This is a genomic window from Shewanella sp. MSW, from assembly GCF_007636515.1.
GTDB lineage: Bacteria > Pseudomonadota > Gammaproteobacteria > Enterobacterales > Shewanellaceae > Shewanella > Shewanella indica.
The window spans coordinates 151,255-165,840 of sequence record NZ_LVDR01000004.1 but is presented as its reverse complement, the minus strand read 5'-3'; the positions used below and the strand labels follow the sequence as shown (position 1 = coordinate 165,840).

At 52.0% G+C, this 14,586-nt stretch carries 14 protein-coding genes; 11 read left to right on the top strand and 3 right to left on the bottom strand.

Annotated elements, in window-relative coordinates; all coding sequences use genetic code 11:
* Positions 1–424 precede the first annotated feature (424 nt).
* Positions 425–2,254, bottom strand: coding sequence for an ABC transporter ATP-binding protein (locus AYI96_RS05570; protein ID WP_039033819.1), 1,830 nt, complete (start codon positions 2,252–2,254; stop codon positions 425–427).
* Positions 2,255–2,532: 278 nt separating this feature from the next.
* On the opposite strand from AYI96_RS05570, the gene AYI96_RS05565 reads away from it, so the two are divergent.
* From AYI96_RS05565 to AYI96_RS05535, 7 genes are all read left to right on the top strand, one after another.
* On the top strand, positions 2,533–4,110 hold the full coding sequence (locus AYI96_RS05565) for a DNA-3-methyladenine glycosylase 2 family protein (RefSeq protein WP_144361145.1): 1,578 nt from the start codon (positions 2,533–2,535) through the stop codon (positions 4,108–4,110).
* 121 nt (positions 4,111–4,231) lie between these two features.
* On the top strand, positions 4,232–4,801 hold the full coding sequence (locus tag AYI96_RS05560; protein ID WP_052248027.1) for a methylated-DNA--[protein]-cysteine S-methyltransferase: 570 nt from the start codon (positions 4,232–4,234) through the stop codon (positions 4,799–4,801).
* A gap of 87 nt (positions 4,802–4,888) precedes the next feature.
* On the top strand, positions 4,889–5,362 hold the full coding sequence (locus AYI96_RS05555) for a dual specificity protein phosphatase family protein (RefSeq protein ID WP_101096052.1): 474 nt from the start codon (positions 4,889–4,891) through the stop codon (positions 5,360–5,362).
* Between the two features lie 84 nt (positions 5,363–5,446).
* Complete coding sequence (locus AYI96_RS05550; protein ID WP_144361144.1) at positions 5,447–6,964, top strand: phospholipase D family protein; 1,518 nt, start codon at positions 5,447–5,449, stop codon at positions 6,962–6,964.
* A gap of 75 nt (positions 6,965–7,039) precedes the next feature.
* Complete coding sequence (locus tag AYI96_RS05545) at positions 7,040–7,936, top strand: chemotaxis protein (protein ID WP_144361143.1); 897 nt, start codon at positions 7,040–7,042, stop codon at positions 7,934–7,936.
* A 141-nt stretch (positions 7,937–8,077) separates the two neighbouring features.
* Positions 8,078–9,298: a serine/threonine transporter SstT gene (gene sstT / locus AYI96_RS05540; protein WP_144361142.1), complete on the top strand. Its 1,221-nt coding sequence runs from the start codon at positions 8,078–8,080 to the stop codon at positions 9,296–9,298.
* Positions 9,299–9,763: 465 nt separating this feature from the next.
* Entirely contained in the window at positions 9,764–10,099 is a 336-nt protein-coding gene (locus AYI96_RS05535) for a hypothetical protein (protein ID WP_233962769.1), read from the top strand.
* 98 nt (positions 10,100–10,197) lie between these two features.
* Here AYI96_RS05535 and AYI96_RS05530 read toward each other — a convergent pair whose 3' ends face one another.
* On the bottom strand, positions 10,198–10,851 hold the full coding sequence (locus AYI96_RS05530) for an RluA family pseudouridine synthase (protein ID WP_101096048.1): 654 nt from the start codon (positions 10,849–10,851) through the stop codon (positions 10,198–10,200).
* Positions 10,852–10,949: 98 nt separating this feature from the next.
* Entirely contained in the window at positions 10,950–11,543 is a 594-nt protein-coding gene (locus tag AYI96_RS05525; protein ID WP_039033817.1) for an ACP phosphodiesterase, read from the bottom strand.
* Positions 11,544–11,687: 144 nt separating this feature from the next.
* Between AYI96_RS05525 and AYI96_RS20270 the strand changes: the two genes are divergently transcribed.
* The 4 genes from AYI96_RS20270 to yajC all read left to right on the top strand — a co-directional run bounded on the left by AYI96_RS20270 (position 11,688) and on the right by yajC (position 14,580).
* On the top strand, positions 11,688–11,849 hold the full coding sequence (locus tag AYI96_RS20270; RefSeq protein ID WP_157823027.1) for a hypothetical protein: 162 nt from the start codon (positions 11,688–11,690) through the stop codon (positions 11,847–11,849).
* A gap of 58 nt (positions 11,850–11,907) precedes the next feature.
* Positions 11,908–12,945 carry a tRNA preQ1(34) S-adenosylmethionine ribosyltransferase-isomerase QueA gene (queA, locus tag AYI96_RS05520; RefSeq protein WP_144361141.1) on the top strand — a complete coding sequence of 346 codons (1,038 nt, stop codon included), beginning with the start codon at positions 11,908–11,910 and terminating at the stop codon, positions 12,943–12,945.
* A 149-nt stretch (positions 12,946–13,094) separates the two neighbouring features.
* Positions 13,095–14,219: a tRNA guanosine(34) transglycosylase Tgt gene (gene tgt, locus AYI96_RS05515; RefSeq protein WP_028781041.1), complete on the top strand. Its 1,125-nt coding sequence runs from the start codon at positions 13,095–13,097 to the stop codon at positions 14,217–14,219.
* A 28-nt stretch (positions 14,220–14,247) separates the two neighbouring features.
* Positions 14,248–14,580 carry a preprotein translocase subunit YajC gene (yajC, locus tag AYI96_RS05510; protein WP_025011473.1) on the top strand — a complete coding sequence of 111 codons (333 nt, stop codon included), beginning with the start codon at positions 14,248–14,250 and terminating at the stop codon, positions 14,578–14,580.
* The last annotated feature ends 6 nt before the right edge of the window (positions 14,581–14,586 follow it).

Here is a 14,586-nt window from a genome sequence, read left to right as displayed (position 1 = left end):
GAGGTCGACGGTTCGATCCCGTCTAGCTCCACCATAGATTCTCTCTTCAAGAGAAACACTAACCACCTCAGGGTGGTTTTTTGTTATCTGTTTCTTCAACGTTTGCGTCCTAGCAAAAGTACGCTCTAACCCCGAATGGCTTGTTAGAGTATTTATCCAACCATGTATCGAAACGTGGCTCTAAAATGCAGTTCTTATTAACTGCTCTTATCAGGCACAGGCCTCATTACCGATACGCCAGATTGTTTTGCCCGGATACCCGCCTAGTTACTACTTGAATAAAAAGTCGCTACTTGAATAAGTATGTGGCAGTTAGTCAAGGTGAGTGTCTCTTTATATGGTATGGAAGGCTTAAAAAACCAGGAAGCCGTGATGGCTTCCTGAAATGTTGTTCTATGCCGAAAAGCAGGGCGGTAAAGATATCTCAGTCTACACCGATAAAACCGCCTGTTTGGTGAGCCCACAGCTGGGCGTAAATTCCTTTGCTGCGGATCAGTTCCTGATGGCTGCCTTGTTCGACCACTTTGCCCTGATCCAGCACTATCAATCTATCCATTGCGGCTATGGTTGATAGTCTGTGGGCGATAGCGATAACGGTTTTTCCTTCCATCAGTTGATAGAGGCTTTCCTGAATTGCCGCTTCCACTTCCGAGTCGAGTGCCGAGGTGGCTTCATCCAGGATCAATATTGGCGCATCTTTCAATAGCACTCTGGCGATGGCAATACGCTGCCTTTGACCGCCGGATAATTTGACGCCCCGTTCACCCACTTGGGCATCCAGCCCGGTATTTCCCGACGGATCTGTCAAAGAGGCGATGAATTCACTGGCTTGGGCCTTGATGATCGCCTGCTCCAGTTCCTCTTCCGTGGCATCGGGACGACCATAAAGAATATTTTCTCTGATGGATCTGTGCAGCAAGGAGGTATCCTGAGTCACCATGCCTATCTGTGAGCGCAGCGAATCCTGGGTAACTTTACGGATATCCTGACCGTCTATCAGAATTTTTCCCTTTTCCACATCATGAAAACGCATCAGCAGATTGACCAAGGTGGACTTACCGGCACCCGAGCGCCCCACCAGACCGACTTTTTCACCTGGCTTGATCTGTAAATCCAGGCCTTCCAGCACACCGCTCTGTTCTCCATAGTGAAAGCTGACCTTATCGAAATCGATTTGCCCTTGCTCAACCAAAATGGCTTTGGCGTCTTCGGCATCCAGAATGCGGGTGGGTTTGGACAGGGTGCTCATACCATCGGCCACTGTCCCTATATTTTCAAACAGTGAGCTGATTTCCCACATTATCCATTGCGACATGCCGTTGAGGCGCAGAGCCAGGCTGACGGCAATCGCTATGGCGCCAACACTGATGGCACTGTCGCTCCAGAGCCAGATGGATACGGCTGCCACGCTAAAGGCCAGGAAATAGTTCAGTAGCTGCACACTGACGTTAATTCCGGTGACCAGACGCATCTGCCTGTGCACGGTATCCAGGAAGGTTTTCATGCTCGACTGCGCGTATTCGGCTTCCTGCTGGGTGTGGGAGAAGAGTTTGACCGTGGCAATATTGGTGTAGCTGTCGACGATTCGACCTGTCATGGTTGAGCGGGCATCGGCTTGCTCGGTAGACACGGCTTTCAACTTGGGCACGAAATACCACTGCAGGCCGATATAGATGGCAAGCCATGCCAACATGGGCAGCATCAAGCGCATATCGGCACTGGCGATCATCACCAACATGGAGGTGAAATACACCATTATGTAGACCAGCACGTCCAGGAGTTTCATCACGGTTTCCCGCACCGCCAGAGAGGTTTGCATCACCTTGGTGGCTATGCGGCCGGCAAAGTCGTCCTGATAGAAGGAAACACTCTGTTTCAACAAGTATTTGTGCGCCAGCCAGCGGATGGCCATCGGATAGTTGCCCAAGAGACTTTGGTAGACAATCAAGGCGTGCAGCAAGATGAGTACAGGCAAGAGCACGAGTACCAGCAAGGTCATGCCGAGTAACTTGAGTCCTTCATCCTGCAGCAGGGTTTGTGGATCCTTGTCTACCAGCCAGTCAACCAACTGCCCCATAAAGCCAAACAACGACACTTCCAGCATGGCCAGAATTGCGGTCAATATTGACATCAATATCAACGGTCGCTCGAAACCTTTGGTGTAGTGGCGACAAAAAGCATAGAGCCCTTTGGGCGGTGGAGATGGTTCTATATCCGGCAGTGGATCCGTCCAGTGTTCAAAGCGGGAAAACAACGTCTTTATCATGGCCTTCTCTTGGCAAACTGTTATGGGCGATTTATCTCTTGGCAAAGAATGATTCTTGCCCGGTTATGCGGGCAGACATCGGGCCTTGCGGATCTGGAGTGATTTTTATTCAAGCCGTTCCAGCATACCCAATTTTTACCGGCAGGGCAGCTATTATTCCGGATCAACTGTTTGGGTTTAGTCTCGGGGTCCAGTTCCGTTTTCCGCTGGTTTCCCTCGTGTTTGCGGGGTAATCTGCATCCAGGTTATAGACGATAGCGAAACAGATGATGACGATTTTTACTGAGCTCAGCGCCGACACCTGCCGCCGGGCGAGACTCAGTCGCGATCCCAGGTTTGATGGCCGTTTCTTTATCGGGGTGAAGACGACGGGGATCTATTGCCGGCCTATCTGTCCGGCTGTGGCGCCGAAAGAGGAAAATGTCGAATATTTTTTCTCGGCCGCAGCCGCGGCAAATCAAGGTTTGCGCCCCTGTTTGCGTTGTCGACCGGAAAGCGCGCCAGGTTCCTGTGCCTGGAAAGGCACGAGAACCACGCTGGAGCGGGCGGTAACTCTGATAGAGCAGGGCGCCTTGAGCGGCGAGTCGGCGAAAGGTGTCGAGCACTTGGCACTGCGTCTCGGGATCAGCAGTCGTTATCTGCGCAAGCTGTTTGTCGAAGCGCTGGGCCTGTCTCCCAAGCAATACGCTGCGTTTCAGCAATTGATGTTTGCCAAGCAGTTGCTGCACCAAACCCGGCTCCCTATCACGCAGGTGGCCTTGGCTGCGGGATACACGAGTATTCGCCGTTTCAACGAAGTGTTTCAGAGTCAGCTGCAGCTAACTCCGTCGGCACTCAGACGTAGCGCTGATACGCAAATGGACGACAGTAACAGGCTGCAACTGTTTTTGAGTTACCGGCCGCCTTATGCCTGGCAAGCGCTGCTTGATTTCTATCGCCTGCGGGCGGTAACAGGAATGGAGTGGTTTGAACTTAATGGCCGCCAGGGCTATGGTCGCAGCCTGTTACTCAACAGCGACAAAGGCGGGTTCAAAGCTTGGTTTTTTGCCGAGTTGCAGGCCTCGCAAAATAGAGTCGCAGTTACCCTGGCATTGGAAGAGGGCGCCGAGCTTAGCTTGTTGCCGGTATTGGTCAATCGGATAAGAAGGATATTGGATCTCGACGCTGATATGCAGCAGGTTGAGCAAGTGTTGCAACCTATCACACTGGCAGACTCCACCTTTGGTTGGGAGCCGGGGCTGAGGCTGCCGGCAGCAGGCTCTCTGTTTGAAGCCGGGGTGCGGGCTGTTCTGGGCCAGCAGGTCAGCGTTACCCAAGCCACAAAACTGTTGGGGCAGTTGGTGGCAGCCAGAGGTGAGCGGCGAGTTATCGCCGGGCGCGAAATCAGCTTCTTTCCCGAGCCCGAAAGTATGTTGGCGGCGGACTTTGACGAGTTGAAAATGCCCGCAAGCAGAAAGACGGCACTGGCCGAGTTGGCGCGTTTTCAGCTTGAGCATGGTGATACCGAGCCTGAGGCTTGGCTCAGTTTGAAAGGGATTGGCCCTTGGACCATAGCCTACGCCAGAATGCGCGGGTTGTCGGATCCTGATGTGTTGCTCTGCGGCGATTTGATAATCCGTAAACGTCTGCTCAGGCTGCTTAGTGAAATGGCAATCTCGACCAAGGGTAACGATAGTTTAGCTCAACTTAATCCGGATTCGGTTAAACAAGGCGCAGTTGCTCAGCATAAAGGCAATCAAGGTGCGGGCCATTACCAAGCATTACTGCAAGGTGTCACTGAAGCGGCGTCGCCCTGGGGCAGCTACCTTACTCTGCAACTTTGGCATTCGGCACAGCGCCCATAGACAGCTCGGAATGAAAGCACTGAATGAAAGCGCTGAATGAAGAGAATGGAATGGGTTGCAAAGGCGCGAAGGCATCTGTCAAACACCTATTCAAAAGCTATAAAATCAAAGGATTAATCCTATGAGTACACAAGATAATCCGAGCTTGGCCGTATCGCTGAGTAAAGAGTGGCCGATAGCAGAATTGCTGCCGGTGGCGGAGCTTAGCATGGATTCGGCTGTGGGCCGGCTGTGGCTTGCCGCAGGGCCCCATGGGCTGTCACATCTGTCGGTTTTGACGGGGGATGACAGAGAGCGCCGGATCCCGCTGGCGAGCGCGAGTACGGCGCAAAAGGCGCGGGCAGAGGCGATATTGACACAGACCAAGAGCCAGCTTTTGGAGTATTTTGCCGGCACCAGACAGGTCTTCGAACTGCCTTTGGCTCCCAAGGGGACACGCTTTCAACGCGCTGTTTGGCAGGCATTGGTGGGGTTGCCCTACGGCAGTTTTACCAGTTACGGTGAGCTGGCCGTAAAGATTGATAATCCCAAAGCTGTTCGCGCTGTAGGTACTGCCAATGGCGCCAACCCGATAGCGATTATCGTGCCTTGCCACAGAGTCATAGGCAAGGATGGCAAGTTGACCGGCTATGCCTGGGGCCTCGCCATGAAGCAACAATTGCTTGACTTGGAAGCCGGTCGTCCCAGTTAATCTTTTGGCATAAATCAACGAAACTCTCTATCGATTTGGGGTATTCTGAAGCCAAGCAAAAGTTGCGTATTACTGAGGGAAACACAGATGCAACCACTCTTTTGGCTGGAAGAGGGAGAGTTGGCAGGAAGCCGGGGGCCGGTAGGCCAGAACTGGGATTTTGATGAGCTGCAACGCTCCGGGATAGGCGCCATTCTTTCCTTGGCTGACAATATGGCTGGTAATTTGGCCGCCGATTGGCCTCAGTCGCAATTTGAGTTTGCCTGTATCCCTTTACCGAGTGGAGAAGCCCCATCTGATGCCGATTTGCGGCTCTGCGTCGAGCAGTTACCCAAGGCACTCGACTTTATCCAGCGTCAGCGTGCGGCCGGTCTAGGGGTATTGGTACATTGTGAGTCGGGGCAAAACCGTACTTGCCTATTACTGGCCTACTACTTGATGGAGCATGGCGTGGCGCCGCTGCATGCAGTTGCCCGCATTCGTGCGGTGGCAGATGTTGCCTTTGAATCCCATGGTTGGGATCAGTTTGTGTTTGATGTGCTCTATGCTTTACAGGATTAACAAATTAACGCCGGAGGCGGGAATACTGGATCCCGGAACGAATTAATGCTTGAATACTCTTCATTATTTCGAAGAATATTCAGAATGTTGCCACAGTTTGGAATATTGCTGGTCCTCTTGTCCTTGCTTAGCGCTTGCAGTTCGGCACCGACACGGGATCCCGCATACAGCGACTCCAGCTATCTGGCAACGCCGGAGAGTTCTGTCTTGCTGGATTATCTGGAACCTCAATTGTCCATCCACCCATCGCAGACGGGTGTGCTGCCGTTGGCCGAAGGTGTCGATGCCTTCATTGCCAGGTTGGCGCTTATCCGCAGTGCCCAGAGCAGTATCGATCTGCAGTACTACATTTATCGGGCCGATGAAACCGGCAAAACCCTGGTGTGGCAACTGTTGGAAGCTGCCGAGCGCGGCGTGCGGGTAAGGCTGCTGCTTGATGATACCACGAGTGCGCCGCTCGAATCCGGACTGGCGGCCTTAAATCATCATCCCAATATTCAGGTTCGCCTCTATAACCCGGTATATTCCCGCACCTTCAGAGGCTTGTCTTGGCTGTTCAGTTTCGCCCGCTTGAACCACAGAATGCACAATAAGTCGCTGACGGTGGACAACATGGTTTCTGTGGTGGGAGGGCGCAACATAGGCAATGAGTATTTTTCCGCTAACGATGAACTTGAGTTCGGTGACTTTGACTTGCTCGCCATAGGCGAGGCGATACCGGCTATCTCTGATCAGTTTGATCTTTACTGGAATGCGCCGCTGACTATTCCGCTTGAGCAATTGCTGCCCAAGCGTCTGACCCGGGAAAAATTGCTGCAGGCCGATGCCAAGATGCGGCAGGAACAGCAGGCGATGCAGGATCACCCCTATTATCAGCGCTTGTTGCAGAGCCAGTTGATAACGAACATGGAGCAGCAGCAACTCGACTGGTATTGGGGCGAAGCCAAGGTGTTGTTCGACCCGCCCGATAAGCTGCGCAGCGCCGAGCCCGAGAGTTGGATGCTGGCCGATATCGGTCGTTTTCTGTCCCAGGTTGAAAACAACATACTGATCATCTCGCCCTATTTTGTGCCCACATCCAAAGGGGCAGATGCCCTGGCACAGGCGGTAGCCAATGGCATTGAGGTTACTGTGGTGACCAATAGCCTGGCAGCCACAGATGTAGTGGCCGTGCATGGTGGCTACAAGAAGTATCGTCGGCAACTGCTGGAGGCCGGTGTTCGCCTCTATGAAGTCAAGGCTGACCCCGACTATAAGCCTTCTTCATGGCGCGGCAGCTCACGCACCAGCTTACATGCCAAAACTTTTGTGCTGGACGGCGAAGATGTGTTCGTCGGTTCGTTCAATTTTGATCCCCGTTCTGCCTGGATCAATACTGAAATGGGAATACTGCTGCATCAGCCCGAGCTTGCCGAACACATGCAGCGGCAACTGGGCGGCGCCTTACTACGTAATGCTTACCGCTTGGCGCTGGAGGAGGATGAGCTGGTGTGGCATGACGATGCCAAACAAGAGGTGTTCTATAACGAGCCAGCCGCCGGTTTCTGGCGCCGTCTCAGCGCCGATATCCTCAGCCTTTTGCCTATTGAGTCGCAATTGTGAATTGCAGCTGACCACCATAGGTTCAAGCCTGTGTTATCCTGAAGCGTTTAACTTATTGTCTGTAATGGTGTTGTTATGAAGAGTAAGGCCAATCAATCTCAGGGACTGCTGCTGTTTCATCTGTCGGCAAGCCAGCTGTTTGCCATAGGTACCCTGAAGATCCGTGAGTTGGTACCTTATATGCCACTAAACCAGATCCCCCAATCTCATCCGGCTGTGATGGGGGCGGTAAACTTCAGAGGACATACCATTCCTGTAGTGGATATGGCGGCGGCCGTTGGTTATCGCCCGGTTACTGCAGAGGAGCGCAAGAGTTGCTTTATCATCATCACAGATTGTCAGCGGATGGAGATAGGCTTTCTGGTTCGCGGTATCGACAAGATCCTCGAATGTAACTGGCGTGATATTGAATCACCGCCGGATAACCTCGGACGCAATGCTTATCTCACCGGAGTGACTCGTTACGACAATAAGCTGGTGCAATTGCTGGATGTTGAGTTGTTGCTGTCAAAGATTTTCCCGATTGCGGCCCAGAGTGTGGCCATGCTGACCGATGTGCAAAGGGAAAGGTTGAAACCGCTGCGGATCTTGTTGGTGGACGACTCTAAAGTAGCCAGAAAGCAACTGTCTGATGCGCTGGACTCCATTAATATCCCTTATGAGGTCACCTCAAACGGTGCCCAGGCTTTGGCTATCATGGAAAAGGCCGCCGCCGAACACCGCCCGGTGGACATCCTGGTGAGTGATATTGAAATGCCGGGTCTGGACGGTTATGAACTCGCCTTTGAGGTGAGAGACAAACCGGCACTCGCCGGAGCTTACATTATCCTGCATACCTCGCTGTCCAGTGAGATCAGTGTCAGCCAGGCGCACCAGGTAGGTGCCAACGAAGCCCTCACCAAGTTCGATGCCCATGAACTTATTGATGCCATGCTCAGAGGCGCCAAAATTGCACAAGATAGTCAAAAATGACATCGCTGTTGCCAAAATGCGTGTTCAGGGTTATCCAGACGACACAAATAGGCTTCAAAGCTAGACATTAGCGGTTTCATCCGCTAAAAACGTAACTCCTGTGGCACTGGTGCCAGAAAGATAATAACGACAGGTCAGGCAATGAACCAATCTTCTTTACTTTTGGCCCGATTGGCCAAGAGCAGTCTTGTACTGCAAATCCTTTTGGGGATCATCGCGGGCATGGGGCTCGCACACTTTGCTCCGGAATGGGCAAAGAGCGTTTCTTTTCTTGGAGATCTTTTTGTCGGCGCGCTTAAGGCGATCGCGCCGATCCTGGTATTTCTGCTGGTGGCGGCATCGATTGCCAATCAGAAGAAAAATACCAAGAGCAATATGCGGCCAATTATCGCCTTGTACCTGTTCGGTACTTTTGCCTCGGCACTTACAGCTGTGGTAATGAGCTTTATGTTTCCCACCACACTCAAGCTCAGGGCGCCTGAACAGTTACTGTCGCCGCCGCAAGGTATTCTGGAAGTTCTCAATACTCTGTTGTTCAAATTGGTCGACAACCCAGTCAATGCTCTGATGAATGCCAACTATATAGGTATTCTGGCTTGGGGTATTGGTCTTGGATTGGCGCTGCATCATTCCAGTGATTCGACCAAACAGGTATTTGCCGATGTCAGTCATGGTATCTCACAGATGGTGCGCTTTATTATCCGCTTGGCGCCGATAGGCATTTTCGGTCTGGTGGCCGTGACCTTTGCCGAGAGCGGTTTTGAGGAAGTGTACAATTATGGCCGTCTGCTAGGCGTCTTGCTGGGAAGCATGGCTATCATAGCCCTGGTGGTGAACCCGCTCTTGGTGTTCTACAAGACAAGACGCAATCCTTACCCATTGGTGTTCGCTTGCCTCAGAGAGAGTGGCGTAACCGCCTTCTTTACCCGTTCGAGCGCCGCCAATATTCCGGTGAACATGGCCTTGTGTGAGCGCCTCAAACTGCATAAAGACACCTATTCGGTTTCTATTCCTCTGGGGGCCACTATCAACATGGGCGGCGCGGCAATTACCATTACTGTACTGACCCTGGCTGCTGTGCATACCACGGGAACCAGTGTCGACTTGCCAACTGCCTTGCTGTTGAGCCTGGTGGCCGCCGTGTCGGCTTGTGGTGCCTCCGGGGTAGCCGGTGGTTCATTGCTGCTGATCCCTCTGGCTTGTAGCTTGTTTGGCATCAGTGACAGCATTGCCATTCAGGTGGTGGCCGTGGGCTTTGTTATCGGGGTTATTCAGGATGCGGCTGAAACTGCGCTGAACTCTTCCACTGATGTGTTGTTTACCGCGGCAGTCTGCCAGGCCGAAGATCGCAAGCTAAGCTAAGGAAGGTGCGAACAAGCCCCATGTGTGCTCTGCGTCGACTTACAGGCCTGGGTGCAAGGCGTGGTTCGCAGCAAATGGCTCTAGTCCTTTGCAAGAAGCATTCCCTAGGAAACATTGTTGAAGATACAGGGCGGCCTCTGGGCCGCCCTTTGTTTTTGGTCCCCATTTGCCACGGTGTGACCGTTCAAACGGCCGGTGGTAAGGGGATTGTGTGAGTTATTCCATAAATTGCTTAAATTCTCCGCAATAAATGATCTTGATCACACTTTTATTTTGTCACTGGGCTACACTGCGCACATTCGAGAGATTTCATTCTAACTTATTGGTTTTTAATGATTTGGAATCAAATTTTTCACTTTTATGTTACTTTTGGCCGGGTAAAGGGGCACTATGAGTTCTATGCTTAATGTCATGCATTTGGGGTCAGCCAAAGAGGCTGGGCTGACATGGTTTAAGGGTATGGATATGTCTGGAGTAGAAAAGCGCAAGCGTCTGCACCGACAGAACGAACAACAGCGAGAATTTCTTGGTTGTTGGCAGGATAGTCGCCCTGGCAGTGGTGAAGAACTGACCTTGTATCGTCAAGGTGGCAAGCTGTTTCTGGAAACCTGGTTCAGCGATGGTTGCCACAGCGTGGATGAGATGAAGTCCAAACAGACCAATGCCGGTTTATGTCTGGAAGATATGGGTGGTAACCTGTTTGGTGAATACTTTATTTTAACCGCAGAGGGCAAGCTGCAGTTTTGCACTGAAGGAGGCGATAGCTTCAGTCTGGAACCCAAATCAGTGATGAGTGCTTAATAATTGTTTGACTCATTGTAAAAAAAGAAAACGCCCGCTAAGCGGGCGTTTTCTTTAGCTGCTTTTTCTAAGGCTTTCTTTATCAAGCCTTGCAAGGGTCAGAAAGGCGACAGGCTGACAAAATGCATCTCGGCACCCGAGTAAGGGTGGCAAAATGCCAGGCTGGCAGCATGCAGACAGAGTCGCGGACGGGCATTTTCAATCTCACATCCACCATAGAAATCATCCCCTAAAATCGGATGCCCCAATGCGAGCATGTGGACTCTGAGCTGATGAGTCCGGCCGGTTTCCGGTTGTAATGCCACCAGGCTGGAATCCTCACGGCGCTCAAGCACTTTGTAGTGAGTGACCGCTCTCTTACCTTGCTCTGAGACTTGCTGCAGCGGTGGGTTGGCCTTATCCGCTGCCAGAGGCAAGTCGATAACACCGGCTGGCTGTTCAAGATGTCCAGCCACCTCGGCCACATACAGTTTATCGCTTTGCCGTTCCTGAAACTGAGTCTTGAGACTGGACTCGGCGGTTTTGTTACGGGCGAAAACCATTATCCCTGAGGTGGCGCAGTCCAGCCTGTGCACCAATATGGTTTCCGGATACAGGCGCTGTAAGCGGGTGAGGGCGCAATCATGGGTTACGGCGGCGCGCCCAGGGTTGGACAACAGCCCGGATGGCTTGTTGATGATAATAATATCGCGATCCAGATAGCGGATATCGAGCCAGGGCAGGGCCGGTGGGCGGTACTCAAAAACTTGCATGAACTCTCCTTCGTGAAGGCGCAATTTTAACAAAGCCATGGGCCCGGCAAAAGTGGCTTTGTGGGTTCAACCAAAGCGGCCCTTGGGCTGGGTTTAGATCAAAGAAATTCCGCTGGTGTCTTTCTGGCCCATATCCGGCTGTAAGCCATCAATTGTGGGTAAAAGGTTCGAAAGGCGATTTCAATTTCAGTATCGAGTTTTTGCAGCGCTTGTTGGGCACCGTTGAACAGCTCAGGTTTTGAAAGTCGGCGACTCACACCGGTTACAGCACTGTTGAGCCCCTGGCGACTTTGATAATTCAACAGCCAATTTTGCTGCTCCATCACTGGCGCCAGTTTGGCTAAGCCTTCGGGTAGGGATTGCGTTTGTCTGAGGCTCTCGTAGGCCTTATCGCAAAAGGCAGCCAAAGGTTGATGATGATATTCCTCCCAGTACTTTGCCAGCATATGGTCAAAGGCCAAATCCATCAGTACAGGTGCTACTCTGGCAAGCGGTTTGGGGAAAGTACGCACTAACTCGCGGGTTAATTCGTGGCTATCGGTCAACTTGTCTATCTGTCTGTGGAGCCAGAGCCCCTGCTGCAAATGTTTGGGAAACTGTTGAATATTGCCTTTGGCAAAGTCGCCGGCGAGATTGGCGCCGAGAGATGTTTGGCTGATATCGGCCAGATGCAGGTGTGCAAGGAAGTTCATATTGGTTACTGGGTGTCGAATTCGCCCTCAAGTTACCATGACAAGCCGGCAAATGAAAATAGTCTCTGACGCTGGTGAATGTTCTCTTTTTGCTCAGTGGAAAAAGATGCTACGCTTAGCGTTCGGTGACACAGAGGATCAAGGATGATGTGGGACTGGTTCAATAAACTTATCAACAAAACGCCAAGGCCCCAGAGGCGCAGGGTAGATATAGATATTCCGTTCGAGCAACTCGAATATCGGCGCGAACCCTTCGATGACAACAAGCCCCTTGCCGAAAAGGCAAACGAACCGCTGGAGCCTTGATCTTAACGCCTCAAATCCCTAGACTAGCCGCCGTTTCCAGCTAAGCCGAGGCCCATTCATGCGTGTAGCAGACTTTTCTTTCGATCTTCCAGAGGAACTGATTGCCAAGTTCCCTATGGAGAAACGCAGTGCGTCCAGATTACTCACTCTGGATGGTAACAGCGGGGCTCTTAGCGACTGCCGCTTCACCGAGTTGTTGAACCTGGTTCAACCCGGCGATCTCATGGTATTCAACAATACCCGGGTTATTCCGGCGCGCCTGTTCGGGCAGAAGGCAACCGGCGGTAAGCTGGAAATCCTGGTGGAACGGATGCTGGATGACAAGCGGGTGCTTGCTCATGTGCGTAGTTCAAAGTCGCCGAAGGAAGGCAGTGAAATTTTGCTCGATGGCGGCTTCAAAATGTTGATGCTGGCACGTCACGACGCGCTGTTTGAACTTGAACTGGTATCCGGTCCGAGTGTGCTTGAAGTGCTGGAGCAGGTAGGCCATATGCCGTTGCCGCCTTATATCGACCGTCCCGATGAAGATGCCGACAAAGAGCGCTATCAGACAGTTTATAACCAAACTCCGGGCGCGGTTGCGGCGCCGACGGCCGGTTTGCACTTTGATGACAATATGTTGGCCGAGCTGAAAGCCAAAGGCGTGGATATCGCCTTTGTGACTCTGCATGTTGGTGCCGGTACTTTTCAGCCGGTACGGGTCGACAACATACTGGAACATAAGATGCACTCTGAGTGGGCCGAAGTGCCGGCCGAGGTAGTGGCTAAAATCCATAACACCAAGGCGGCCGGAAAAAGGGTGATCGCGGTGGGCACAACCTCCGTGCGTTCGCTCGAGAGCGCTGCTCGCGCCAGTGAAGGCGAACTGCAGGCCTTCAAAGGGGATACCGACATTTTCATCTATCCCGGATATGAGTTTCAGGTAGTGGATGCCATGGTCACTAATTTCCACCTGCCGGAGTCGACGCTCATTATGTTGGTCAGTGCTTTTGCCGGCTTTGATGAGGTGATGAACGCCTATCGGCACGCGATTGCCGAAAAATACCGCTTTTTCAGTTACGGTGATGCCATGTTTGTGACTAAAAAAGCTCACTGATTACGACTTTTGTTTTAAAATACCCGCCTCAATGAGCGGGTATTTTGTCTTAAGGGTGAACCTTTTGCTTTTTTGACCCTCTGTTGTCTATACGCTGCGGCCTAAGTCCGCGTAATTAAGGTCAGACTGTTTCTCTGACGAGGTAAATCATGAAATTTGAATTGGATACTACTGATGGCCGCGCACGCCGGGGCCGATTGATTTTTGACCGTGGCACAGTCGAGACCCCGGCTTTTATGCCGGTTGGAACTTACGGCACTGTGAAGGGGATGACTCCGGAAGAAGTGCGCGCCACCGGAGCCGATATTCTGCTGGGGAACACTTTCCACCTCTGGCTGCGCCCAGGTGAAGAGATCATGCGTAAGCATGGTGACCTGCACGATTTCATGAACTGGCAGCGGCCGATTCTCACCGACTCGGGTGGTTTCCAGGTTTTCAGTCTAGGTGATATTCGCAAGATCACCGAAGAAGGGGTGCATTTCCGCTCGCCCATCAATGGCGAAAAGATTTTCATGGATGCCGAGAAGTCGATGCAGATCCAATATTCGCTCGGCTCGGATGTGGTGATGATTTTTGATGAGTGCACGCCGTATCCTGCCACTCACGACGAAGCCCGCAAGTCGATGCAGATGTCACTGCGCTGGGCAAAACGTTCGCGGGACGAGTTCGACCGCCTGGAAAACCCCAACTCATTGTTTGGGATTATTCAGGGCAGTGTCTATGAAGATCTGCGTGATGAAAGCCTCAAGGGCTTGTTGGAAATAGGTTTTGACGGCTATGCCGTCGGCGGCTTGGCTGTAGGGGAACCCAAGGCGGACATGCACAGAGTGCTGGAGCATGTTTGCCCGCAGATCCCCACAGACAAGCCTCGTTATTTGATGGGGGTAGGCAAACCGGAGGATCTGGTTGAAGGCGTACGTCGCGGTATCGACATGTTTGACTGTGTGATGCCAACCCGTAATGCCCGCAACGGCCACTTGTTTGTCACAGAAGGTGTTATCAAGATCCGCAATGCGCGGCATCGTGACGACACATCACCGCTGGATCCGGAATGTGACTGCTATACCTGTAAGAACTACTCACGGGCATATCTGTACCATCTGGACCGCTGTAATGAAATTCTCGGGGCCCGTCTCAATACCATACATAACCTGCGTTACTACCAAAGGTTAATGGAAGGTTTGCGCGGCGCCATTGAGACAGGTACATTAGACGCCTTTGTGAAGGACTTCTATGGTCGTCAAGGCCGTGAAGTACCTGAATTGGTGGATTGATTTTATTTGCTGATAAGAAGAGAAAAATATGTTTATTTCAAATGCTTACGCTAGTGCAGCCGGTGCTCCTCAGTCTGGCGGTACCATGGAATTGGTGTTCATGCTGGTGATCTTCGGTCTGATCTTCTATTTCATGATCTTCCGTCCTCAGTCCAAGCGTGTTAAAGAGCACAAAAATCTGATGGCGTCCCTGGGTAAGGGCGACGAAGTCCTGACCAGTGGTGGCATCATAGGCAAAATCGCCAAGATCAGCGATGAGAATGATTATGTTCTGCTGAGCCTGAACGACAGCACCCAGATCACCATCAAAAAAGATTATATCGCGGCGGTATTGCCAAAAGGCTCTATCCAGTCGCTATAAGCCAAG

Bases quoted from the DNA above. Each gene is read 5' to 3' on its own strand.
- AYI96_RS05565 (WP_144361145.1), top strand. From the start codon at position 2,533: ATGATGACGATTTTTACTGAGCTCAGCGCCGACACCTGCCGCCGGGCG.
- AYI96_RS05560 (WP_052248027.1), top strand. From the start codon at position 4,232: ATGAGTACACAAGATAATCCGAGCTTGGCCGTATCGCTGAGTAAAGAG.
- AYI96_RS05555 (WP_101096052.1), top strand. From the start codon at position 4,889: ATGCAACCACTCTTTTGGCTGGAAGAGGGAGAGTTGGCAGGAAGCCGG.
- AYI96_RS05550 (WP_144361144.1), top strand. From the start codon at position 5,447: ATGTTGCCACAGTTTGGAATATTGCTGGTCCTCTTGTCCTTGCTTAGC.
- AYI96_RS05545 (WP_144361143.1), top strand. From the start codon at position 7,040: ATGAAGAGTAAGGCCAATCAATCTCAGGGACTGCTGCTGTTTCATCTG.
- sstT (WP_144361142.1), top strand. From the start codon at position 8,078: ATGAACCAATCTTCTTTACTTTTGGCCCGATTGGCCAAGAGCAGTCTT.
- AYI96_RS05535 (WP_233962769.1), top strand. From the start codon at position 9,764: ATGTCTGGAGTAGAAAAGCGCAAGCGTCTGCACCGACAGAACGAACAA.
- AYI96_RS05530 (WP_101096048.1), bottom strand. From the start codon at position 10,851: ATGCAAGTTTTTGAGTACCGCCCACCGGCCCTGCCCTGGCTCGATATC.
- AYI96_RS05525 (WP_039033817.1), bottom strand. From the start codon at position 11,543: ATGAACTTCCTTGCACACCTGCATCTGGCCGATATCAGCCAAACATCT.
- AYI96_RS20270 (WP_157823027.1), top strand. From the start codon at position 11,688: ATGATGTGGGACTGGTTCAATAAACTTATCAACAAAACGCCAAGGCCC.
- queA (WP_144361141.1), top strand. From the start codon at position 11,908: ATGCGTGTAGCAGACTTTTCTTTCGATCTTCCAGAGGAACTGATTGCC.
- tgt (WP_028781041.1), top strand. From the start codon at position 13,095: ATGAAATTTGAATTGGATACTACTGATGGCCGCGCACGCCGGGGCCGA.
- yajC (WP_025011473.1), top strand. From the start codon at position 14,248: ATGTTTATTTCAAATGCTTACGCTAGTGCAGCCGGTGCTCCTCAGTCT.